Origin of the sequence: Polymorphospora rubra, from assembly GCF_018324255.1 — a bacterium.
Taxonomy (GTDB): Bacteria; Actinomycetota; Actinomycetes; order Mycobacteriales; family Micromonosporaceae; genus Polymorphospora; species Polymorphospora rubra.
The window spans coordinates 98,406-121,994 of the sequence record NZ_AP023359.1; the positions used below are offsets into that span (position 1 = coordinate 98,406).

General features: G+C 72.1%; 16 protein-coding genes and 3 pseudogenes. 8 read left to right on the top strand and 11 right to left on the bottom strand.

Translation table 11 applies throughout. From position 1 onward, the window contains the following. Positions 1–52: 52 nt before the first annotated feature. A complete protein-coding gene (locus tag Prubr_RS00430) occupies positions 53–1,465 on the bottom strand; it encodes an FGGY family carbohydrate kinase (RefSeq protein ID WP_212820501.1) in 1,413 nt (470 codons plus the stop codon). A gap of 277 nt (positions 1,466–1,742) precedes the next feature. On the opposite strand from Prubr_RS00430, the gene Prubr_RS00435 reads away from it, so the two are divergent. Continuing rightward, entirely contained in the window at positions 1,743–3,704 is a 1,962-nt protein-coding gene (locus tag Prubr_RS00435; protein WP_212820503.1) for an anthranilate synthase family protein, read from the top strand. A gap of 359 nt (positions 3,705–4,063) precedes the next feature. On the opposite strand, the gene wrbA is transcribed toward Prubr_RS00435, so the two are convergent. The 5 genes from wrbA to Prubr_RS00460 all read right to left on the bottom strand — a co-directional run bounded on the left by wrbA (position 4,064) and on the right by Prubr_RS00460 (position 9,024). Beyond that, positions 4,064–4,678, bottom strand: a complete 615-nt coding sequence (wrbA, locus tag Prubr_RS00440) for an NAD(P)H:quinone oxidoreductase (RefSeq protein ID WP_212820505.1) — start codon at positions 4,676–4,678, stop codon at positions 4,064–4,066. 128 nt (positions 4,679–4,806) lie between these two features. Continuing rightward, the gene (locus Prubr_RS00445; protein WP_212820507.1) at positions 4,807–6,018 is read right to left on the bottom strand and encodes an ABC transporter ATP-binding protein; all 1,212 of its coding nucleotides are present in this window, start codon (positions 6,016–6,018) and stop codon (positions 4,807–4,809) included. A gap of 6 nt (positions 6,019–6,024) precedes the next feature. Next, positions 6,025–6,864: a carbohydrate ABC transporter permease gene (locus Prubr_RS00450; protein WP_212820509.1), complete on the bottom strand. Its 840-nt coding sequence runs from the start codon at positions 6,862–6,864 to the stop codon at positions 6,025–6,027. Next, positions 6,864–7,757 carry a carbohydrate ABC transporter permease gene (locus Prubr_RS00455; RefSeq protein WP_281425872.1) on the bottom strand — a complete coding sequence of 298 codons (894 nt, stop codon included), beginning with the start codon at positions 7,755–7,757 and terminating at the stop codon, positions 6,864–6,866. Before Prubr_RS00455 ends, Prubr_RS00450 begins: the two co-directional genes overlap by 1 nt. 55 nt (positions 7,758–7,812) lie before the next feature. After that, positions 7,813–9,024, bottom strand: coding sequence for an ABC transporter substrate-binding protein (locus Prubr_RS00460; protein WP_212820511.1), 1,212 nt, complete (start codon positions 9,022–9,024; stop codon positions 7,813–7,815). Positions 9,025–9,365: 341 nt separating this feature from the next. Here Prubr_RS00460 and Prubr_RS00465 point away from each other — a divergent pair, with 341 nt between their 5' ends. From Prubr_RS00465 to Prubr_RS00475, 4 genes are all read left to right on the top strand, one after another. Beyond that, positions 9,366–9,944, top strand: coding sequence for a DsbA family protein (locus tag Prubr_RS00465; protein WP_212820514.1), 579 nt, complete (start codon positions 9,366–9,368; stop codon positions 9,942–9,944). A 211-nt stretch (positions 9,945–10,155) separates the two neighbouring features. After that, the gene (locus tag Prubr_RS36575; protein WP_246568180.1) at positions 10,156–10,896 is read left to right on the top strand and encodes a PAS domain-containing protein; all 741 of its coding nucleotides are present in this window, start codon (positions 10,156–10,158) and stop codon (positions 10,894–10,896) included. Positions 10,897–10,931: 35 nt separating this feature from the next. Then, positions 10,932–12,119 (top strand): bifunctional diguanylate cyclase/phosphodiesterase, encoded by a 1,188-nt coding sequence (locus Prubr_RS00470; RefSeq protein ID WP_246569135.1) that lies wholly within the window; start codon positions 10,932–10,934, stop codon positions 12,117–12,119. A gap of 91 nt (positions 12,120–12,210) precedes the next feature. After that, on the top strand, positions 12,211–12,924 hold the full coding sequence (locus tag Prubr_RS00475) for a VOC family protein (RefSeq protein ID WP_212820519.1): 714 nt from the start codon (positions 12,211–12,213) through the stop codon (positions 12,922–12,924). Here the strand turns inward: Prubr_RS00475 and Prubr_RS00480 are convergent. The 3 genes and pseudogenes from Prubr_RS00480 to Prubr_RS00490 form a co-directional block, all read right to left on the bottom strand. Next, positions 12,899–13,864 carry an FAD-dependent oxidoreductase gene (locus Prubr_RS00480; RefSeq protein WP_212820522.1) on the bottom strand — a complete coding sequence of 322 codons (966 nt, stop codon included), beginning with the start codon at positions 13,862–13,864 and terminating at the stop codon, positions 12,899–12,901. The two genes, Prubr_RS00475 and Prubr_RS00480, sit on opposite strands and share 26 nt — an antisense overlap. 112 nt (positions 13,865–13,976) lie before the next feature. Next, complete coding sequence (locus Prubr_RS00485; RefSeq protein WP_212820524.1) at positions 13,977–14,483, bottom strand: DinB family protein; 507 nt, start codon at positions 14,481–14,483, stop codon at positions 13,977–13,979. A gap of 95 nt (positions 14,484–14,578) precedes the next feature. Further along, a pseudogene (locus Prubr_RS00490) lies at positions 14,579–17,310 on the bottom strand (MGH1-like glycoside hydrolase domain-containing protein); the annotation flags it as partial. Between the two features lie 62 nt (positions 17,311–17,372). On the opposite strand from Prubr_RS00490, the gene Prubr_RS00495 reads away from it, so the two are divergent. Both Prubr_RS00495 and Prubr_RS00500 read left to right on the top strand, forming a co-directional pair. After that, positions 17,373–19,307 carry an amylo-alpha-1,6-glucosidase gene (locus Prubr_RS00495; protein ID WP_212820527.1) on the top strand — a complete coding sequence of 645 codons (1,935 nt, stop codon included), beginning with the start codon at positions 17,373–17,375 and terminating at the stop codon, positions 19,305–19,307. A 148-nt stretch (positions 19,308–19,455) separates the two neighbouring features. Further along, positions 19,456–20,772, top strand: a complete 1,317-nt coding sequence (locus Prubr_RS00500) for a glycosyltransferase family 4 protein (protein ID WP_212820529.1) — start codon at positions 19,456–19,458, stop codon at positions 20,770–20,772. Between the two features lie 210 nt (positions 20,773–20,982). Here Prubr_RS00500 and Prubr_RS00505 read toward each other — a convergent pair. Together Prubr_RS00505 and Prubr_RS00510 are read right to left on the bottom strand one after the other, a co-directional pair. Continuing rightward, a pseudogene (locus Prubr_RS00505) lies at positions 20,983–21,123 on the bottom strand (VOC family protein); the annotation flags it as partial. A 28-nt stretch (positions 21,124–21,151) separates the two neighbouring features. Then, on the bottom strand, positions 21,152–21,688 hold the full coding sequence (locus Prubr_RS00510) for an SET domain-containing protein (RefSeq protein WP_212820531.1): 537 nt from the start codon (positions 21,686–21,688) through the stop codon (positions 21,152–21,154). 212 nt (positions 21,689–21,900) lie between these two features. On the opposite strand from Prubr_RS00510, the pseudogene Prubr_RS00515 reads away from it, so the two are divergent. Then, positions 21,901–23,561: pseudogene (locus Prubr_RS00515) on the top strand (ISAzo13 family transposase). Positions 23,562–23,589 lie beyond the last annotated feature (28 nt).

Below are 23,589 nucleotides of genomic sequence, written 5' to 3' on the forward strand. Positions count from 1 at the left end.
TCCATCCAACCAGTCCCGGCAGAGCTGTCAACGACGCGACAACCGGGGTCGGTCACGAAGGATAATGTGGCTGATCACGTCCTGCCGACACCGCCGATCCGCCCTCCTCCGTCCGGCCGATGCCGCTATGCGCGTCGATGTCACCGAACCGGCCCAGCGCCAGGATCGCCGCCCCGGTCCCGCCGACCTCCGGGTTGGTGACGTGCCGCACCGGACGGGGCGCCAGCGCCGCCGCGAACGCCCGCCGCCACCAGGCGGAGGCCGCCACGGCACCGCCGCCGAGCACCACCTCGACCTGGCGGTCCACCGTGGATTCGAGCTCGACGAGGTCGTCCGCGACCTGCCGGCACAGCGCGTCCATCAGCCCGGCCAGGATGTCCGCCGCCGTACTGCCGAACCCCAGCCCGGCCAGCGCCCCCGAGCCGGCGCCGGCCAGCCCCGGCGGCCGGTCCCCGCCCAACCGGGCGTCGGCCGGCATCGCCCGGCCCGGCGTCACCCGCTCCAACGCCTCGTCCAGCGCCGCCCCCTCCGGCAGCCGCAACTCACGCTGCGCCCAGGCGAAGAGGTTGCCCCCGGACGAGTACGCGGCGCCGGTGATGATCCGCTCGTGGTCGACCCGGTACCGCCACAGGTCGTGTGGCAGTGGCGGCAACTCCGCCCCGGCCGGCGCCGCCTGCACCAGCCGTACGGCGGCCGAGGTGCCGACCGTCACCGCCGCCCGGTTCTCGTCGACGCAGCCCGAACCGATGTTGGACGCCGCGCCGTCCCCGATCGGCGCCGTCCATTGGGCGTTCGCCAGCGCCGGCCAGCGGGTGGCGTACGACGACCGCAGCCGGCCGCGCCAGTTCGCCGGCGCCAGCTCCGGCAGTTCACCCGGCCGGAGCCCGGCCAGCTCGCACGCCTCCGGATCCCAGGTCATGGCACGCAGGTCGAGCAGCCCGGTGCCCGACGCCTGCGACACCGACATCGGCGCCTCGGGGAGCAGCACCCCGAAGATGTACTCGACCAGGCCCACGAACCGCGCCGGCGGCGCCGACGCGTGCCCGCGCAGCCACGGCACCCGCACCGCCCAGTAGAAGCGGTGCCACCAGGCACCGGTACGCGCGTGGAACGCCGCCCCGTCGACCGGGCCGGTCGCCGTCTCCGGCGGTACCGCGCGGGTGTCCAGCCAGGTCAGCACCGGCCCGAGCGGGTCACCGGCCACGTCCAGCGGGACGATCGAGTGCCACTGCGCCGCGGTCGCCACCAACCCGATCCCGTCGAGGTGTCCGCCCGCGTGCAACTCGTCGAGGCACTCCACCAGGCAGGCGAGGTAGCCGGGACCGTCGAGGGTGCCGGCACCGCGGTGGTCGATCGACACGTGCACCTTGCGGCGGGCCAGCGCACCGGGCACCGGCACCGCGTCGGCGTCCAGCACCATGCCCCGCACCGACGAGGTGCCCATGTCCAGGGCGAGAATCTTCATCGCCGGTCACGGTACCCGGCCCGGCACACCCCTACCCCGGCTGTCGCGAGGCCGCCACCACCGTCTTCGGCCGGACGCGCCGCGACCGCTTCCGCCCGCGCCGTCGGGGGCATAGGCTGACGGCATGCCCGCGCTCGCGAACTTCTGGTGGCCCGCCGACCCGGCGGCCCACCCCCGCGCGTAGCTCATCCACGCGGCCGCCCCACCGAGGCGGCCGCCGGCACCCATCCCCAGCGGACGCCTCGCCCGGGACGGCCCCGGCCAGCCGAGGAACGACATGCCGCTGCTGCAACTGCTCGCCACCATCGCCCGTGGCACCGACCCGGGACCGTTCGCCCTGATCCGCCGCGAGGGACGCGACGAACTGGAGATCCTCACCGGTCCCGCGCACCCCGTCGACCGCCTCGCCGACATCCCGCTGCCCGCCGGCGCACCCGGGCCACGCACCCTGGCCCTCGTGCCGTACCGGCAGATCGCCGAACGCGGGTTCGCCTGCGTCGACGACGGCACCCCGCTCACCTGCCTGACCGTCACCGGGTACGGCACCGTGCCGCTGGCGGCGGCGCTGGCCGCGCTGCCCGACACCCCGGTACGCACCGGACCGGGCCGCTTCGACGTCGACGACGAGACGTACGCCGGCACCGTCGACCGGGTGCTGCGCGACGAGATCGGCCGGGGCGAGGGCGCCAACTTCGTCGTCCACCGCACCTTCCACGCCGACCTGCTCGACCCGCCGCTGACCGCCGCCCTGGCGGCGCTGCGCCGGCTGCTGACCGGCGAACGCGGCGCGTACTGGACGTTCCTGGTGCACACCGGCGACCGCACCCTGGTCGGCGCGACCCCGGAACGGCACGTCAGCGTCGAGGACGGGCTGGCGATGATGAACCCGATCAGCGGCACCTTCCGGCACCCCGACGGGCCGGCCGACCACGCCGCGCTGCTGCGCTTCCTCGCCGACCCCAAGGAGATCGACGAGCTGTACATGGTGCTCGACGAGGAGCTGAAGATGATGGCGACCGTCGCCGAGCGGGGCGGCCAGGTCGTCGGGCCGTACCTGAAGGAGATGTCGCACCTCACCCACACCGAGTACCTGCTGGCCGGACGGGGCTCGCTCGACGTACGCGACGTGCTCCGCGAGACGATGTTCGCCCCCACGGTCACCGGCAGCCCGATGGAGAACGCCTGCCGGGTCATCGCCCGGCACGAGCGGCGCGGCCGCGGCTACTACGCCGGGGTGCTGGCCCTGCTCGGCCACGACGACGCCGGCCGGCAGACGCTGGACGCGCCGATCCTGATCCGGACCGCCGACATCTCCCCCACCGGGCACCTGCGGGTGCCGGTCGGCGCCACCCTGGTCCGGCACTCGACCGCGGCCGGCGAGGTCGCCGAGACGCACACCAAGGCGGCCGGGGTGCTGGCCGCGCTCGGCCTGCGGCCGGCCGCGACCGCCCCGGCTGCCGGTCCGGGCACCGGCCGCCTCGCCGACCACCCCGAGGTACGCGCCGCGCTCGCCGCCCGCAACGACCGCCTGGCCCGGTTCTGGCTGCAGCAGCGCGACGGTACGGCGGTGGTGCCCGCGCTGGCCGGCCGGCGGGTGCTCGTCGTCGACGCCGAGGACACGTTCACCGGCATGCTCGCCCACCAGTTGCGGGCGCTGGGCCTGGCCGTCGAGGTACGGCCGTGGCAGCGGGCCGCCGGGCTCGACCCGGCCGCGGACGGCTTCGACCTGGTGGTGGCCGGGCCCGGTCCGGGCGACCCGACCGGCACCGGCGACCCGAAGATGGCCGCGATGCGGGGGCTGGTCGCCGACCTGCTGCGGCGGCGGGGGCCGGTGCTGGCCGTCTGCCTCGGCCACCAACTGCTGTGCGGGCTGCTCGGGCTGCGCCTGCACCGCCGCGACGCCCCCTACCAGGGCCTGCAACGCCAGGTGGACCTGTTCGGGGCGACGCGGACCGTCGGCTTCTACTCGACGTTCACCGCGGTGGCCGACACCGGCACCCTCGCCTCGCCGTACGGGCCGGTCGACGTCGCCCGCGACCCGGCCGACGGGTTCGTGCACGCCGTACGCGGCCCGGCCTTCGCCGGGGTGCAGTTCCATCCCGAGTCGGTGCTCAGCCCCGACGGGCTGCGGGTCCTCACCGACCTGCTCGGCCACCTGCTCGCCCCGGGCGGGGCCGCCGCGCCGGCCGGCGGGCGGGCGGACCTGGTCACCGTCGCGGATCCGCCGGCAACGGTCTGATCACAGAGGAATACTCCGGCGCGGGACGGGTAGCGGAGAGTCAGGCCGGTGGTTCGGGTGGGTCCGAGAGCCCCCGCTCGGGCCACCGGTTCCGCCATCCCGCACTCCCCTCCAAGATCCGCGCGCACCCCAAGATCCGCGTGATCAGGGAGTACCTCGCGCGTGTCGTCGGCGCGTCGCCGCCTCCGGCCCCTGATCAAGCGGATCTTGCGCGGGCGGGGTGGTGTTGACCGCTGATCGTGGTGATCGTCTGCTGTTGCGCCGGTCGCGGTACGGCGTGTCGACCGGCTGGACAGCAGACGATCACCGGCGTCGGGGCGACGCCCGGCCGGCTCTCCTTGAAACCCCGGCCGTCGGCGTCAGCCGATTCCGCGTTTGAGCGCGGTGGCGACCTCCACCGCCCGGCGGGCGGTCAGCGCCGTGGCGCCCAGTGCGCTCTCGTCCGGCGGCACCTCACCGTTGTTGCTGGTGTGCGAGCCGCCGTACGGGTTGCCGGAGACGAACTGGCTGGGTTCGACGTACCCGGGGGTGACCACGATCCCGCCCCAGTGGTAGACGACGGTGAACAGCGACAGCAGGGTCGCCTCCTGTCCGCCGTGCGCGGTCGCGGTGGAACAGAAGCCGGCGAAGACCTTGTTCACCAGCGCTCCCCGCGACCACAGCGGACCGCTGCCGTCGATGAACTGCTTGAGCTGGGCCGCCATCACCCCGTACCGGGTCGGGGTGCCGAAGATGACCACGTCGGCCCACTCCAGGTCGTCGAGTTCGGCGACGCCGACGTCCTGGGTCTCCAGGTGGTGGGCGTGCCAGCCGGCGTTGGACCGGATCGCCTCCTCCGGGGCGAGTTCGCGCACCCTGCGCAGCCGGGCCTCGGCCCCGGCCTTCTCCGCGGCGGCGACCGCCGCCCGGGCCATCTGGAACGTGGTCCCGGTGGCGCTGTAGTAGATAACCGCGACCTTGACCTGGCCGTCCATCCCGACACCACTCCCTCAACGTCCGACACCGTGTCTGGTGGTCGCTACCCGCCCAGTTCACGGTCAAACGCCCTCGAAACATGCCGTACGGGGTCACCGCGGGCTCGCGGTGGCCCCGTACGAACTCCTCAGGAGGCGGTCACCCCGCCCGACCGGCCGTCGTGCAGGGTCAGGTTGCGGCCGTCGGACGGGTCGAACAGGTGGATCTTCTCCAGGTTGAGCCAGATCCGCCGGTTCTCGCCCTCGCGTACGTCGGACTCGGCGGACAGCCGGGTCACCAGGTTGGAGCCGCCGCCCCCGGGCAGGTCCGAGGCGCCGATGTCGGCGGCCAGCTCCTCCAGTTCGGCGGAGCTGGCCCGCTCGCCGTCGACGGACAGGTAGACGTACTTGTCGGACCCCATCGACTCGACGAGGTCGACCGGCGCCTCGAACTCCGTGCCCAGGTCCCGGTGCGCGTCGTCGACCAGGGCGGCGTCCTCGAAGTGCTCCGGCCGGATGCCGACGATCAGCTCCCGGCCGGCGGCGCCGCCCTCGAGCTGGCGGCGGACCCGGTCGCCGATCGGCAGGTCGCCGAGCGCCGTACGCAGCTTGCCGTCCTCGGCGGTGGCGATCAGGAAGTTCATCGACGGCGAGCCGATGAAACCGGCGACGAACAGGTTCGCCGGGTGGTCGTACAGGTCCTGGGGTTCACCGACCTGCTGCACCGCGCCGGCCCGCATGATCACGACCCGGTCGCCGAGCGTCATCGCCTCGGTCTGGTCGTGGGTGACGTACACCGTGGTGGTGCCGAGCCGCTTCTGCAGCCGCGACACCACCGTACGCATCTGCACCCGCAGCTTGGCGTCGAGGTTGGACAGCGGCTCGTCCATCAGGAACGCCTTCGGGCTGCGGACGATCGCCCGGCCCATCGCCACCCGCTGCCGCTGGCCGCCGGAGAGGTTCGCCGGCCTGCGGTCGAGCAGCGCGGTCAGCTCCAGCACCTTGGCCGCCTCGGTGACCTTCTCGTCGATGGTCGCCTTGTCGAGCTTGGCCAGCTTCAACGGGAAGGCCATGTTCTCCCGTACGGTCATGTTCGGGTACAGCGCGTACGACTGGAACACCATCGCGATGTCCCGGTCCCGGGGTGCCTTGTCGTTGACCCGTTCACCACCGATGCGCAGTTCGCCGGAGCTGATGTCCTCCAACCCGGCGATCATGTTGAGGGTGGTCGACTTGCCGCACCCGGACGGGCCGACCAGGATGACGAACTCGCCGTCGGCGATCGTCAGGTCGACGTCGCGGACCGCGACCGTCCCGTCCGGATAGCTCTTGCTCACCTTGTCCAGCACGATGTCAGCCACGAAAACTCACCCCTTGACCGCGCCGGACGTCAGGCCCGAGACGATGCGACGCTGGAAGAACAGCACGAACAGAATGATCGGTACGGTGATCACCACGGCGGCCGCGGAGATCGCCCCGGTCGGGTCCTCGAACTGCGACTCGCCGGTGAAGAACGACAGCGCGACCGGGACCGTACGGGACCGCTCGGTCGAGGTCAGCGAGATCGCGAACAGGAAGTCGTTCCAGCAGAAGATGAAGACCAGGATCGCGGTGGTGAACACGCCCGGTGCGGCCAGCGGCGCGATCACCCGCCGGAACGCCTGCCCCTGGGTGGCGCCGTCCATCTTCGCCGCCTTCTCCAGGTCCCACGGGATCTGTTTGAAGAACGCCGACAGGGTGTAGATCGCCAGCGGGAGCGCGAACGTGATGTACGGCAGGATCAGGCCCGGCCAGGTGTCGAACAGGCCCAGCCGGCGTTCGATGTCGAACAGCGGCGACACCAGCGACACCTGCGGGAACATCGCGATCAGCAGCGACACCCCGACCAGCAGCCCCTTGCCGGGGAAGTCCAGCCGGGCGATCGCGTACGCGGCCAGCATGCCGAGCACCACCGCGATCACGGTGGAGATCAGCGCGATGCCGATCGAGTTGATCAGGGCCCGGATGAACTGGTCGGTCTGGAAGATCGTGCGGTAGTTCTCCAGCGTCCATTCCCGCGGGATGAAGTTGCCGTCGGTCAGCGTGCCCGGTGTCTTGAACGACAGCGACGCGATCCACAGCACCGGGGTCAGCGCGAAGACCACGACGACCGCGTCCAGCAGGCCCCACCGCCACTTCTTGGCCGGGGTGGTGTCCAGCGCGGCCATCAGCGCCTCCCCTCGTCGGAGCTGCCCGGGGCAGCGGTGCCGAACAGCTTCACGAAGATGAAGGCGATGACCGCCACGGTCAGGAAGATCAGCACCGACATCGTCGACCCGATGCCGAGGTTGAGGCCCTTCATCAGGTTGTTGTAGGCGAGCATCGACACCGACGAGGTCTGGTTGGCCCCGGCGGTCAGCACGTAGATGTTGTCGAAGACCCGGAACGCGTCCAGGGTCCGGAACAGCAGCGCGACCAGGATCGCCGGCTTCATCACCGGCAGCATCACCTTGGTGAACCGCTGCCAGGCGCTGGCCCCGTCCATCGACGCCGCCTTGAGCAGGTCGTCGGGGACCAGCGCCAGCCCGGCCATCAGCAGCAGGGCCATGAACGGCGTGGTCTTCCAGATCTCCGCCAGCATGATGATGCCCAGCGCGCTGGCCCGCTCGGTCAGCGGCGCCCCGTCACTGAACAGGTTCGCCAGGTATCCGGTGTCCGGCGTCCACGCGTACCGCCAGGAGAACGCGGCCACGACCGTGACGATGCCGTACGGGATCAGGGCCGAGGTCCGCACCAGGCCGCGGCCGATGATCGTGCGGTGCATGATGATCGCCAGCCCCATGCCGAGCACCAGCTCGACCGCGACGGTGACCACCGTGATCAGCATGGTGACCCCGAACGCGGTCCACCAGAACTCGTTGGTCAGCACCGTCACGTAGTTCTCCAGCCCGATGAACTCGCGCTGGTCGGGGAACTTCAGGTCGAACCGCTGCAGCGACAGCCAGACCGAGTAGAAGATCGGGTACGCCGTCACGGCGACCATCACCAGCGCGGCCGGGGCGCACAGCAGCCACCCCAGCCGGCGCTCGGCCTTCTTGCCCTCGCTCAGCGGCGCCTTCACGTGCCGGCCGGCCTTACGGTCGGCCAGCCCCCGGTGGTTGGTTCGGTCCGGTGGCTCATCCCGGCAGCACCCCCTTGGATTCCAGCGCGTCCTGCACCGACCGGCGCAGTTCGTCGGCGGTCTCCTGCGGCCGGATGGCCGACGGCGGGGACAGCGTCACGGACAGCACCGTCGACACGTTCTGGTACGCCGGCGTCAGTGGCCGGGTGGCCCCGTCCCGCAACTCGGCGAGGATCTCGTCCTTCATCGGGTACGCCTCGGTCATCTCCGGGTCGGCGTAGATGCTCTCGATCGTCGGCGGCACCCCGTCGTTGATCGCGGAGAACTTCTGGTTCTCGGCGTCGCGGATGCACAGCGCGGCCTCGAACGCCTCGTCGGGATGGTCGGAGAAGCGGCTGACCGCCAGGTTGACGCCGCCGATCGTGACCCGGCTCGGCTGGCCGGCGTCGACGCCCGGGTAACGCGCCCAGCCGACCTTGTCCGCCAGCTCCGGCGCCCCCTCCTGCAGCGCCGGGTAGACGAACGGCCAGTTGAGCTGGAAGGCGCCGTTGCCGGACTGGAACGCCAGCCGTACGTCGTCCTCCAGGGCGTTGGTGAACGACGCGCTCGTGACCCCGGCGGTCGCGAACCGCTGGAGCACCTCCAGGGCGCGCACCGCGCCCTCGTCGAAGACCGCCTCGGTGCCGTCCTCGTTGAGGATCTGCCCACCGGCGCTGGCGACCAGCGTGTTGTAGAAGGCGACCAGCCCCTCGTACTGGGCGCCCATGGTCAGCACCTGGTACGGCTGGCCCTGCTCCTTCAGCCGCTGCGCCTGCGCGATCATGTCGTCCCAGGTCTCCGGCGGCTGCTCGACCAGGTCGGTGCGATACCACAGCAGCTGCACGTTGGTGTTCTTCGGCGCCCCGAACAACTCGTCCTCGTAGCGGGCCGACTCCAGCGGCCCGGCGAGCGTGCCCCGCTCGACCTCGGCCCGCGCGTCGCCGGTCCACGGCAGGATCCAGTTCGCGCTGGCGAACTCCTGGGTCCAGGTCACGTCCAGCCCCAGCACGTCCATCCCCCGGTCGCCGGCGGCGAGCCGGCGCACCATCTGGACCCGCTGGTCGTCGGCGCCACGGGGCAGCACCCGGTATTCGATCCGGTAGCGTCCCTGCGCCTGCTCGTTGCAGTTGTCGATCACCGTCTGCAGGTTCTGCTCCGGCGGGTAGTACAGGTTTATGGTCGGCACACCGCCGTCGCCGCCGCCGCACGCGGCGAGCGGCAGCAGCACCCCAGCGCCGCCGCGACGGCCACCATCCGGCGGCCACGTCGTCGGGGGCCGGCACGTCCCCCGGTGTTCCGCTCTGCGCGTCTGCCCATTCCGCCCCTCCCTCGGCGGCTGCCCCGCCGGGTACGGTCCCGGCCGGCCAGCTGATCAGGCCCGTCGCGTGGGCCGCGGCGCGACGAGGCGCGTCAGCGGCGACGCGATGGGCGTGCCCCGCTCACTGCCCGACCGGACTCACCGGCAAACCTGCGGCCGTCAGGCAAAACCGCTGCGGGACCGTTACCCTGTCGCCCCGCCCGGTCGCGCCGCACCTCCCCGACCGCCGTCGCGGATCTAGACTTTCGGGCATGGATGTGACGTTCCACTTCGATCCGGCCTGTCCCTGGACCTGGCGTACCTCCCGCTGGCTGCTCAGCGTCGCCCCCGAGCGTGATCTGGCCGTCCGCTGGCGGCCGTTCAGCCTCGCCCTGCTCAACGACGAACCGCCACCGGAAGAGTTCCGCGAGATGATGGCGGCCTCCACCAAGGCGCTGCGGCTGGTCGAGGCGTTGCAGGCCGCCGGGCGCAACGACGACGCCGGCCGGTTCTACACCGCGCTCGGCACCCACACCTTCGAGTCGATGAACCCGCTGACCGACGCCTCGGTACGCGCGGCCGCCGAGGCCGCCGGCGTCGGCGACGCCGTGGGCGCGCTCGACGACGCGTCCTGGGACGAGGCCGTACGGCACTCGCACCGCGCGGCGTGGGAGGCCGCCGGCCCCGACATCGGCTCCCCCGTGCTGACCGTCGACGGGGTCCGGCGCGGCGTGCACGGTCCGATCGTGGGCGAGGTGACCGACAAGGCCGAGGCGCTCGCGATCTGGGACGCCGTCGAGCCGCTGCTGCGTACCCAGACGTTCTTCGAGGTCAAGCGCGGGCGCCCGTAACAGGCTCCGGGCCGGTGTCACGGCCGTCACGATCCGTGGCACCGGCCGGTCCCGACCGGCCGGTGCCGGGCGGCCCGGACCGCGACCGCTGCCTGCGGCGGTTCACCCGGCGGGCCGTTGCCACGCCGGTTGTACACTCGGTCACTCCGTGGCCCCCGACCGTCCCCCCGGTCGCCGGCCCCGCCCCCGCCACCGAACAAGGGGAGGCACCGTGCCAGCAGCGCTGCCGCCGGGTGTTCCGGACGCGGTGCTCCAGGTCATGGGCGGCGCCCTCCTGACGACCTGCGACGGCGTGGTCAACTGGTGCAACGAGGCGGCCGTCCGGCTCGGCCAGTCGATCGGCACCGACCTGCGTACCCTGCCGCTGTCGACGGTGACCCCCGACGGGCCGGCGCGGGAACTGCGCTGCCCGGTCCCCGACGGCAAGCCCCATCACCTGCGGGTCACCTGCCGGCAGCTGCCGCCCCGCGAGGGCGTCGGTCCCGAACTTCTCTACGAGGTCGCCGACGTCACGGCCGTACGCGCCGACCGGGCCCGGGCCGACAACTACGAGTGGCGGCTGAAGCACATCGAACAGCTCTCGAAGGTCGGCACCTGGGAATGGGACCTGGCGACCGGAGAGGTCATCTGGTCGCCGACCCTGCTCTCGATGTTCGGCCTGCCGGCCGGTTCCACCCTCGACTATCCGGCCTACCGGGCGATGCTCTACCCCGACGACGTCGCCATGATCGAGTCGACGCTGGAAGCGGCGCTGGAGAACCCCGCCCCTTCAGCTACACCCACCGCATGTACCTGGCCGACGGCCGGACGCTGCGCATCTTCGAGTGCTACGGCGAGGTCTTCACCGACCCCGCCGGGGCCCCCGCCCGGGTACTCGGCACCGCCCACGACGTCACCGAGGTTCACCGGGTCCAGGACGAGCTGGCCTACCTCGCCGACCACGACCCGCTGACCGGGCTGCCGAACCGGCGGGCACTGACCGCGGCGATGAGCGCCATGGCCGCACCGGGCCGGGCCGGCGGCACCCTGCTACTCATCGACGTCGACAACTTCAAGGACATCAACGACCTGCGCGGCCACGGCGTCGGCGACGAGGTCATGCGGCTCCTGGCCCGGCTGCTGACCAGCCATCTGCCGGCCGGTGCCGTCGTCGGCCGGCTCGGCGGCGACGAGTTCGCCGTACTCCTCGACGGCTACGACCCCGCCCAGGCGATGGCGGTCGCGAGCCGGCTGTGCGACCTGGCCGCCCGCACCCCGTTCGCCGTACGCGGCGAGCCGCTGCGGGTGACCCTGTCGATCGGCGCCGCCCCGCTGGCCGCCGGCCACGACCACGACCTGCTGCTCGCGCACGCCGACCTGGCCCTCTACCAGGCCAAGGACGAGGGCCGCAACCGGGCCCGGCTCTTCGCCCCGGAGCAGCACCGCCAGGCCGCCCAGCGGGTCGGCGTGGTCTCCCGGGTCCGCCGGGCCCTGGACACCGGCCGGCTCGAACTCGACGCCCAGCCGATCATCGACCTGTCCGACCTCGGCGTGTACAGCTACGAACTGCTGGTCCGGGTCCGCGACGGCCACCTGCCCGAACTGGAACCCGCCGACTTCCTGCCCGCCCTCGAACGCGGTGACATGGTCTGCGAACTCGACCGCTGGGTCGTCGAGACGGCGATCCGGGCGCTGGCCCGGGCCACCGCCGCCGGCGTCGCCCTGCGCTTCGACGTCAACATCTCCAGCCGCTCCCTGGAGGACCCGTCGTTCGGCGACTGGGTGGTCCGCGGACTGCGCTCGGCCGGGGTGCCGGCGACCCGGCTCGGCCTGGAGATCACCGAGACGACGGCGATCGCCAACCTGCACGACGCCCGCCGGCTCGCCTCGACGATCACCTCCGCCGGCTGCGGGTTCAGCCTCGACGACTTCGGCGCCGGCTACGGCTCGTTCGTCTACCTCAAGCACCTGCCGTTCACGACGGTGAAGATCGCCGGTGAGTTCGTCCGGCAGGCCGACCACGGCGGCCCCGACCCGATCCTCGTCGACGCCGTCGTACGGGCCGCCCACGGGCTCGGCATGTACACCGTCGCCGAGCACATCGACCGCCCGGAACTGGTCGGTGTGCTCAAGATGCTCGGCGTCGACCGGGGCAGGGCTTCCACCTCGGCCGGCCGCAGCGCCTCGACGACCTGATGCTGCGGACCGTGCCTCTCGACGCGGCAACCGGCGTCCCATAAGGTTTTCTGGCGCCGATCCGGCGACCTTCGACCTGTGTGGAGGAACCGTGCCCGACTCCTGGACGCTTCCGGTCGCCGTCGACCTCTCCACCACCGCCGTGTCGTCGGCGGCGACGTTCTACGCCCGGCTGCTCGGCTGGTCGGTCGACGGCTCCGGTGACGCCGTCGTCGCCACCGTCGACGGGGTCACCGTGGCGACCGTACGCCCCACCCGCACCTTCCACTCCGGATGGTCGACGGTGTTCGGCACCGCCGACGCCGCCGCCACCCGCGCCGGCATCGTCGCCGCCGGTGGCCGGGTGTACGGAACGGATCCGGCCGGGATGCTGCGGGCCGCGGACCCGGCCGGCGCCACCTTCGCCGTGGCCACCGGGCGGACCCCGCCGCCGCCCGGTCCCGGCCGGCCGTCCTGGTTCGAGTACATGACCACCGCCCCGGCGGCGGCCGACGACTTCTACCGGGCGGCGCTCGGCCTGTCGCCGGTGCGGCCCGACGGCGCGCCCGACGACGGCTTCGTGCTGTTCACCGCCGACGGCCGGCCGGTCGCCGGCCGGCTCACGCTGCCGCCGGAACTCGCCGCGACGATCCCGGCCGGCTGGATGGTCTACTTCGGCTGCGCCGACGTCGACGACAGCGTCACCGTCGCCGCCGACCTCGGCGCCGCCGTGGTCGTGCCGCCCCGGGACACCCCGACCGGGCGGCTCAGCACGCTGGTCGACCCGACCGGCGCCGTCTTCACGCTGCTGCGTCCGGCCGGCTGACCAGCGCCGCGACCTCGTCGGCACAGCCCCAGGCCAGCGTCATACCGGCCCCGCCGTGGCCGTAGTTGTGCACCAGCCGGACCCCGCCGGTCAGTCCCGCCGGATCCGCCTCGACCCGTGGCCCGCCGTGCCGGGCCGGGCGTAGCCCGACCAGCCGGGCGAGCACCGGGGCTCCGGCGAGTTCGGGCACCAGGGCGGTGCAGCGGGCCACGATCCCGGCGCTGGCCGCGTCGTCCGGGCCGGTGTCGTGGACATCCGGCTCGAACGTGCCGCCGAGCACCACGTCCCGGCTGCGCGGGTGGACGTACGTGATCCCGGCCGGGTCGTCCTCGTCGCGTACCGACACGTGCAGTCCGGGGTTCGCGACCACCACGATCCGGCCGCGCGCCGGGTGCACCGCCGGGTCGGCGGCCAGCGTCCGGGCCCCGAGCCCGGACGCGTTGACCACGACCGGCGCGAGGTCGGCGACGTCGTCGAGCCGGTCGAGCCGGCGGCGCACCAGCCTTCCGCCACCGTCGACCACCCGCCCGGCGAGCCATTCCAGGTACGGCCCCATCTCGACGCCCGGCACCGTGAACCGCCACTGCCCGGTGTACGGCGCCGGCACGTCCCGGTCGACGGTGAAGTCCCGGGTGGCCGGCGCCCACCACGGGGCGGCGGGGGCCGGCGTGCGCAGCAGCATCCGGGTCGGTCGCATGACCACCCCGGGTACGCCCCGCGCCGCCTGCTCGGCGTACTCGTCGAAGGTCCGGCGGGCCCGCTCCAGCATGCGTGCGCTGCCGTCGGTGTGGGTCGGGTACCAGACCGCGGCGGCCGTCCGCGACACCGTGTCCGCCGGTTCGTCCGCGGTCACCACGAGCACCCGCGCGCCGGCCTGTTGCAGTCGCAGCGCGCTGGTCAGCCCGACCACGCCCGCTCCGACGATCACCACGTCAGTCATACCGTCCAGGGAACCGCGCCGCACCCCGCGCTGTCCAAGACGACCCGGCTACCGGCCCGCGCCGTGCCACCGGTGGTCCGCCGGCTGCTGGACCTGCTCGCCACCGACTCCGTCACGGGGTGAGCGAGCGCCGGGTGTCGATCAGGTGGTGCACCCCCTCGTGGATCGCGTCGCGGACCACCCAGTCGATGTTGCGGACACTGCGGTACGGGAAGTGCAGCACCGCCGTGTACGACCACTCCTCGTCGCGCAGGTCCTCGATCGCGTCGGCCAGCGCCGTCGACGCCTCGGTCAGCCCGTCGAGCGCCGTCTCCAGGTCGAAGTTCTGGTAGGCGGCGTTGACCAGCGAGTCGTCGCCGGGTACCGGCACCACCTCCGGCTCGTCGTGGACCAGCATCAGCCAGATCCGGTTGTGCTGCTGCCGCATGACGTCGGCGACGTGCAGGACGTTCTCGATCGCCGAGTACTCGTCGGGCGCCGGCCGGCGGTGCACGATCCGCGGATCGACGCCCACCAGCACGCCGCGGAACAACGGCCCGAAGGCGCGGATCCGGTTGGCCAGTTCGGGGCTCTTCACCTCGTGGTAGCCGTACCCGCACTTGTCGCACTTGGTGGTCACCCGGCGGAGTTCCCGGCCGGGCGGTTCCCATCCCTGCGCTCGCGCCCCGACCGCGGCGCCGGCGGCCGCGGTCCCGCCGGCGGGCGGTCGCCGGCACGCACCGTCAGGATCAGGTCGGCGACCAGGGCCGTCCAGCCGGTCTGGTGCCAGGCGCCCAGCCCCGCGCCGTTGTCCCCGTGGAAGTACTCCGGGAAGGCGATCAGATCCCGCCACTCGGGGTGGGTCTGGAACAGTTCGGTCGCCCCGTACATCGGGCGCCGGCCGGCGTCGTCGGGGACGAACATCGCGATCAGCCGCTCGGAGAGGTCGTCGGCGACCTCGGTCAGCGTCCGTTTACGCCCCGACCGGGTCGGATGCTCCACCATCAGGTCGTCGCCGAAGAATCCCGCGTAGTCGCGCAGCGCGCAGATCAGCAGGAAGTTCGTCGGCATCCAGATCGGGCCCCGCCAGTTGGAGTTGCCGCCGAACAGGCCGCTGGTCGACTCCGCCGGCTCGTAGCCGACGGTGAAGTCCTGCCCGCCCAGCGACACCGTGAACGGTTCGGCCAGATGCTGGCGGGACAGCGTCCGCAGCCCGTACGGCGACAGGAACTCGTCCTCGTCGAGCATCCGGGCCAGCAGCCGGCCGAGCCGCTCCGGGCCGACCATCGACAGCAGCCGCTGCTGCCGCCCGCCGGCGGTCAGCCGGCGGGCGCCGATCACGTCGGCGTACTCCGGTTTGTTGGTCAGGAACCAGCGCAGCCGGGCGGCGAGCTCCGGCATCCGGGCCAGTGTCGCCGGGGTCAGCGTCGTGGCGGCGGCCAGCGGCAGCAGGCCGACGACCGAGCGGACCTTCAACGGCACCCGGTCGCCGTCCGGCAGCCGCAGCACGTCGTAGAAGAAGCCGTCCTCCTCGTCCCACAGTCCCTGCTCGGCGGCTGCCTCGGCGATGTACGCGAAGTGTTCGAAGAACTTGGTCGCGATGTCGGTGTACGTCGGGTCGTGTTTGGCCAGGGTCGTCGCGATGTCGAGCAGGTTCAGCGCGTACATGCCCATCCAGCCGGTGGCGTCGGACTGCTCCAGCACCCCGGCGACCGGCAGCGCCGCCGACCGGTCGAAGGGTCCGACGTTGTCCAGGCCGAGGAAGCCGCCCTCGAACAGGTTGCGGCCGTCGGCGTCCTTGCGGTTGACCCACCAGGTGAAGTTGATCAACAGCTTGTGCAGCACCCGGGCCAGGAAGTCATGGTCCCCGCCACCGTCGATCTCGAACACCTTCAGCGCCGCCCAGGCGTGCACCGGCGGGTTCACATCACCGAACGCCCACTCGTACGCCGGGATCTGGCCGTTGGGATGCATGTACCACTCGCGTAGCAGCAGCAGCAACTGCTGCTTGGCGAGGCCCGGGTCGACCCGGGCGATGGTCACGCAGTGGAACGCCAGGTCCCAGGCCGCGTACCACGGGTACTCCCAGGTGTCCGGCATCGAGATGACGTCGAAGCTGTTCATGTGCCACCAGGCGTGGTTGCGCCCGACGCGGCGGCCCTCCGGCGCCGTCGACCCGGGATCGCCGACCAGCCAGCGGTGCACGTCGAAGTGGTAGAACTGCTTGCCCCACAGCACCCCGGCGATCGCCTGCCGGGCCACCGCCGCCTCCGCCCGCGAGGCCCGGGCCGGGATGACCCGGGCGAAGAACGCGTCGGCCTCCGCCGACCGGGCGATCATCGTACGGTCGAAGTCGGCGCCGAGGTCCAGCCGCGGCGCCGGGTCCCCGGCCGGCGGCGGAGCGGTCAGCCGCAGCCGCAGCCGGATCCGGGCCTGCTCCCCGCCGGGTACGTCGAGCACGTAGTGCAGCGCCCCCTTGGTGCCGGTACGGTCCGGGTTGACCGTCGCCGCGCCGGCGACCACGTGGTCGTTGATGCCGTCCTTGGGATACCGGGTCTGGCTCGGCAGCCCCCACAGCCGGTCGGCGTTGCTCTCGTTGTCGCACAGCAGCGGCACCGGGTCGCCGTCGCCCTCCAGCACCACCTGGCCGAGCACCCAGTGCTCGCCGACCAGCCGGTTCTCCTCGCCGACCAGCCGCGGCACCCGGTCGAATCCGGGCAGCCGCCACGACCAGGTGTTGCGGAACCACAGCGTGGGCAACACGTGCAGCCGGGCCGCCTCGGCCCCCGGTTGGCGACGGTGACCAGCACGCACATGTCGGTCGGCGACTCCTTGGCGTACTCGACCGTCACCGCCCAGTACCGGTCGTCGTCGAAGATCCCGGTGTCGACCAGCTCGTACTCCGACTCGTCGCGTCCGCGCCGGGCGTTGACCGCGACCAGGTCGTCGTACGGGAACGCGGCCTGCGGGTAGTGGTAGCGCCACCGCATCCACGAGTGGGTGGGCGTGGAGTCCTCGTACCACCAGTAGTCCTTGGCGTCCTCGCCGTGGTTGCCGCCGTCGCCGCCGAGGCCGAACATCCGCTCCTTCAGGATCGGGTCGCGGCCGTTCCACAGCGCGAGCGCGAAACAGAACGTCTGCCGGTCGTCGCAGACGCCGGCCATGCCGTCCTCGCTCCACCGGTAGGCGCGGGACCGTGCATGATCATGCGGAAAGTAGTCCCAGGCCGTACCGTGCTCGCTGTAGTCCTCGCGCACCGTTCCCCAGGCCCGTTCCGACAGGTACGGCCCCCACGACCGCCAGGCCCGTTCGCCGGAGTCCGCCTCCCGCAGGCGCCGGCGTTCGGCCGATCCGATCTGCCTGAGCTCCTCCTCCTCGTCGCGTACCTTCTGATCCTCGGGGGCCGGCACTTCGTCGATCACCGCCATATCCTCGATCTTGCCCGGAGACTTGACCACACTGGTGATTGTCACCGCGGCGTGTTACAGCCTCGTCGGTGCTCCCCGCACAGCCCTCCCCAGGAGAAGCATTGATTCCGATCAGTTTCGGTCCGCAGGTGTGCGGCCACCTGGAAACCGGCGCCACCCGCGAGTGGCTGGTTCCCGACGGCCGCGGCGGCTACGCCACGGGCACCGTCAGCGGGCTGCGCACCCGCCGCTACCACGGGCTGCTGGTCGTGGCCGACGACACCTGCGCCGGCCGCCGGGTCGGCCTGGTCAGCCTCGACCCCGCGGTGGTGTTCCCGTCCGGCGCCCACGTACGCCTCGGCGCCCACGAGTGGGCCTCCGGCGACGTCGACCCGCGCGGTTTCGAACTGCTCGAACGCTTCGACCTGGTCGACGGGCTGCCCCGCTGGCGCTGGCGAATCGGCGACGTGGTCATCGAACGCGAGATCGCGATGACGCACGGCCGGTCCTGCGTCGCCGTCGTACACCGGCTGGTCGCCGGCGGCCCGGTCCATCTCAGCCTCGCCGCGGTCTGCACCTGGCGCGACGCGCACGGCGAACGCCGCGCCGACGGGCCGACCCCGCACGTCGAGCCGGTCGCCGGCGGCGCGATCGTGGAGAGCGCGTTCCGGCTCGCCGGCCCGGACTGGGAGCCCGAGGGGCAGTGGTGGCACGGCGTCCACCACCGGGCGGAGGCGGCCCGCGGCCTCAACCCGACCGAGGACCTCTGGTACGCCGGCCGCTTCGCCGGCACCCTGGACCGCCCCGGCGACACGGTGCAGGTGCTGGCCTGGGCCGACGACCTCGGCACCGAACCGCCGGCGGCGGACGAGGTGGTCGCCGCCGCGCGCCGGCGCAACCAGTCGGTGGTGGCCGCCGCCGCACCCGCCGACGACGTCGACGCGACGCTCGCGCTGGCCGCCGACGCGTTCGTGGTCACCACCCCCGACGGCCCGGACGTGGTCGCCGGCTATCCGTGGTTCGGCGCCTGGTCGCGGGACACCATGACCGCGTACGAGGGGCTCTTCCTGACCTCCGGCCGGTTCGACGAGGGCCGCGACCTGCTGCGGGCGTACGCCGGCCGGCTCTCCGAGGGAATGCTCGCCAACACCGCCGACACCGGCCGGGTCGAGTACAACACCGCCGACGCCACGCTGTGGTTCCTGCACGCCGTCGGCCGGCACGTCGAGGTGGCCGGCGACCCGGACCTGGCCGCCGAACTGCTGCCCGCCCTGCGCACCGTCGTCGACACCCACCTGACCGGCACCCGCTACGGCATCCGGGTCGACCCGACCGACGGCCTGCTCACCCAGGGCGCTCCCGGCGAGGCGCTGACCTGGATGGACGCCCGCGTGTACGGCGTACCCGTCACCCCCCGCGCCGGCAAGCCGGTCGAGGTCAACGCCCTGTGGATCAACGGGCTGGCGACCGTGCGCGAACTGGCCGACCTGGTCGCCACCGACGCCGGACCGGCGGAGGCGGCGCACGCCCGGGCGCTGGAGTCGTACCGCCGGCGGTTCCCGTCGCCGTCCGGCTGGCTGCACGACGTCGTCGACGCGCCCGCACCGACCTATCCGCTGGGCGGGGCAACGCACCACGACGACGACCACCTGCGCCCCAACCAACTGCTCGCCTGGTCGCTGCCGCACGCGCCGCTGACCCCGGACCCGCGGATGGTGCAGGCCGTCGGCGCGGCCCTGCTCACCCCGCTCGGCCTGCGCAGCCTGGCCCCCGGTTCGCCCGACTACGCGGGGCGGCACCGGGGCGGGCCCGCCGACCGGGACGGCGCCTACCACCAGGGCACCGTCTGGCCGTGGCTGATCGGACCGTACGCCGACGCGCTGCGCCGGGCCGGCCTGCGGATCGGCGAGTCTTTGATTGGAATTGAGTCTCATTTGCCCGAATTTGGCCTAGGGTCTGTCAGTGAGACCGCGGACGGGCAAGCCCCGCACACCGCCACCGGCTGCCCCTTCCAGGCCTGGTCGGTAGCGGAGTTCAGGCGCGCCCGACGGAGCTGACCGTTTTGCCGTTACACACCTGCAACGGCCGTGTCTTCGCTGGTTATCGGGTTCCCGGCACGATTGGCCACAACCCAGACGATGCGCTGACACCCGCCACAGGTGTCTGGTCGCGCATGCGCCGGGACGATGCCGAGGGGCGGGGCCAATGTCACCGAATGCCGAAGTGTTCGACCTCAGGAGTCCACAGCGCCAGCGGGTGCTGATGCTGTCCTGGGAGTATCCGCCGGTCGTGGTCGGCGGCCTCGGCCGGCACGTGCACGCCCTCTCCGTCGCCCTGGCCGCCGCCGGCCACGAGGTCACCGTCGTCACCCGGCACGCCCCCGGCGCACCGCTCGAGGAGTACGCCGACGGCGTACGCATCGTCCGCGCCCCCGAGGACCCGCCCCTGTTCCCGCTGGCCACCCCGTCCCTGCTGGCCTGGACCATGGCGTTCAACCACACCCTGACCCGGGCCGCGCTGCGCGCCGCCGAGTCCGGCGAATACGACGTCATCCACGCCCACGACTGGCTCGTCACCCACACCGCCGTCACCCTCAAGGAACACCTCGACCTGCCCCTGGTCGCCACCATCCACGCCACCGAGGCCGGCCGGCACCAGGGCTGGCTCCCCGACGAGATGAACAAGTGCATCCACTCCGTCGAATGGTGGCTCGGCCACGAGGCCGGCCGGGTCCTGGTCTGCTCCGAATACATGAAGTGGGAGGTGACCCGCCTGCTGGAGATGCCCGCCAGCCGCGTCGAGGTCATCCCCAACGGCGTCGACGACCGTGCCTGGCGGGCCCGGCCCCGCGCCGTCGCCGCCGCCCGCGCCCGGTTCGCCGGCGACGGCCCGCTGCTCGGCTTCGCCGGCCGCCTCGTCTACGAGAAGGGCGTCCAGCACCTCGTCAACGCCGTACCCGAACTCGCCGGCCGGCACCCCGGCCTGCGCGTCGTGATCGCCGGCGACGGGCCGTACCGGCCCGAACTGCAGGACGAGACCCGCAGGCTCGGCCTCGACGACACCATCAGCTTCGCCGGCTTCATGAACGAGACCCAACTGCCGGCCGTCCTCGCCGCCACCGACGCCACCGTCATCCCCAGCCTCTACGAGCCGTTCGGCATGATCGCCCTGGAGGCCGCCGCGGCCGGCGCCCCGCTCGCCGTCGCCGCCACCGGCGGACTCGCCGAGATCGTCGAACCCGGCGTCACCGGCGTCACCTTCCCGCACAGCGACCCCGGCGCGCTGGCCGGCGCCGTCGACAGCCTGCTCGGCGACGCGGCGTTCGCCCGCCGGGTCGCCCGTCAGGCCCGGTCGATGGTCAGCGAACGGTACGGCTGGTCGACCATCGCCGCCCGCACCGCCGCCGCGTACGCGTCCGCCCAACGCGACAACGACTCGTTCACGGCGCGGCAGGCGGCGGCGCAGCTCGCCGGCGGCCGCCCCCGCGTGGTGGTCCCGGAAGGCAACCTCCTGACCCTCTGACCCGCGCCCGACGGCCGGCCGGGCGCGCCGGCCGGCCGGGCGCGCCCCCGGGCCCACCGCGCGCCCGGGCCGACCGCGCGATCAAGGGGATGTGTGTCGCAAATCGGGCGGGAAGCGCCACGACTTCTCCTTGATCACGCCGAGCCACGCGATCAAGGAGAGCGGACGCCCACGTGGCGAGCCGAGTCGTCCGACCATGCTTCGACGCGGCGCGGTCGGGTGCTCTTCAACCACGATCCCGGTACCGACCCGCACGTCGAGATGCCGCCGATTCCTGACGACCGTGCCTTCTGTAAGGCACTGGAAGAACAGTCGCGGGTCCACACCTGAGGGATCGCTGCAAGCCGTCGCGTACTGCACCTGAGAACGGGAGATGCTGTCAGGGGGACGAGGATTCCCGTCGAATCCGACGCAGGAGACCCGGCACCCAGTGGTCACCGTACCGCTGGCGCAGTTCCGGCCTTCGCCAATCGCGGCCGGTGACGATGTCGCGGCACACGCTCGCGCCGCAGCGGCACGCCATGGTGAAATCGTCCGTACCGGCGCTGGTCGCGTAGTCATTGGTGAGTTCCTCGCCAGCCGCAATGTCGCGGCGGGCGACGAGCGTGTACGGCGCGGCCCACCACAGATTCGGGTCACAACTGTGGTTGCCCTTGCCATTGGGCTGCCCGGGAGGTAGCACCAGATGCGAGCCGTCGGTCACCGTGATGGTGTCGACATAACCCTGCCCGGCGGCCCGGACGGCATCGAGCAGCCGGTGCAGTTCAGGCTCTGTCACCAGGCGCCCGCCGATTCGGGAAACCGCCGCACCGGTCGGGATATCGGCTCGCGCGAAGAGTCCCTGTCCGGCGATCGGCGAGGAACGAACCTCCGCCGCGGGATTCAGCCAGCATTCGATGTCGGGCTTCGGCCACATGCGCCGATACTCGTCCGGTCGAATGCCGTCCGCAATCCGATCCACCGGCCGCGATGCCCGACTGCCGCCGGACGACGTCACAGGAAGGCCACGGGCAGTGGTCGGGTCGGCCGGCGAGAACGTATGCCCGCTCGCTCCTCCGCAACCGACGGCTCTAAGGGATTGCCGGCAAATAACTTGCGGTTTCGCCGCGGGATGGTGTCCGATGTGGTATGGCCGTGACGGTGGAGACCGAGCAGGTACTGGCGGCGAAGTTCGAGGTGCTCTTCCCGTATCTGGATGAGCGGCAGCGTCGGCTGTTGATGGGAGCCGAGGCCCGGGCGTTGGGGCGCGGCGGGATCCGAGCGGTGTCCCGGGCGGCAGGAGTCGCGGAGAACACGGTGGCGCGGGGAGTGTCCGACCTGGATGCCGGCGGGCCACCGTCGGGCAGGACGCGCCGGCCTGGTGGTGGCCGAAAGCGTCTGGCGGACCTGGACCCCGGGCTGCGTTCGGCATTGCTGGCCCTGGTCGAGCCGGACGAGCGCGGGGATCCGATGTCGCCGCTGCGCTGGACGACGAAGTCCACCCGCGCGCTGGCCGCGGAACTCACCCGCCAGGGGCATCGTGTCGGGCCGGACACGGTGGCCGACCTGTTGCGCAGGGAGGGTTCAGCCTGCAGGCCAACACCAAAACCATTGAAGGCAGGCAGCACCCGGACCGTGACACGCAGTTCCAGTACATCAACGAGCAGGTCAAAACCCACAACCACAGCGGCGATCCGGTGATCAGCGTCGACACCAAGAAGAAGGAACTGATCGGGCAGTTCAGCAACCCCGGCCGGCAATGGCGGCCGAAGGGCGAGCCGGTCACCACGCTGACCCACGACTTCCCCAGCGACAGCCAGGGCAAGGCGGTGCCGTACGGCATCTACGACCTGGCCACCGACACCGGCTGGGTCAACGTCGGCACCGACCACGACACGGCCGCCTTCGCGGTCGAGTCGATCCGCCGGTGGTGGACCGCAACCGGCCACGACGACTACCCACACGCCCACCGCCTGCTGATCACCGCCGACTCCGGCGGCTCCAACGGCTACCGCACCCGGGCTTGGAAAGCCGAACTCGCGGCCCTGGCCACGCAGACCGGGCTGCAGATCACCGTGTGCCACTTCCCACCGGGAACCTCCAAATGGAACAAGGTGGAGCACCGCCTGTTCTCCCACATCACCCAGAACTGGCGAGGACGACCACTGACCAGCCACGAAGTCGTCGTGCAGACCATCGCCGCCACCACCACCCGCACCGGACTACGGGTACACGCCGCCCTTGACACCGGCAGCTACCCCACCGGAGTCACCATCAGCGACACACAGATGGCCGCCCTGCCAATCAGCCGCCACGCCTTCCACGGCGACTGGAACTACACCCTGCACCCCACACCACAAACCCCACCCACCGACCTCCGGCCCGAGCCGGGAACCCCCACGCCACATGACGCCCCGACGCTGACGCACCCGACGCTGACCGGCATGCCCCGCCAAGACCTCCAGCAGATGATCACCACCCTCGAGGCGTTGCGCGGCAATCTCATGCAGGACAGACAACACCAACGCCGCGTCGCGGCGGGCAAGAAACCCCACGCACCACGACCCGGACGGCCAGCACGGTTCACCTTCGCCGACCGGGTCCTGGTCACGGTCCTGCACCTACGCCTGCAACTACCCGAAACCACCCTGGCCACCATGTTCACCACCAGCCGCAGCAGCATCCGTAGAGCGATCAGCGAGACCCGCCAGCTCCTGGACCAACACGGCACCACGATCGACGCCATCACACCCACCGCGTCGATCCTGGACCTACTTACCACCGCAGCCACGAACACACCCAACAACTGAAAGATCAAGACTGCGAGTTAATCATCGG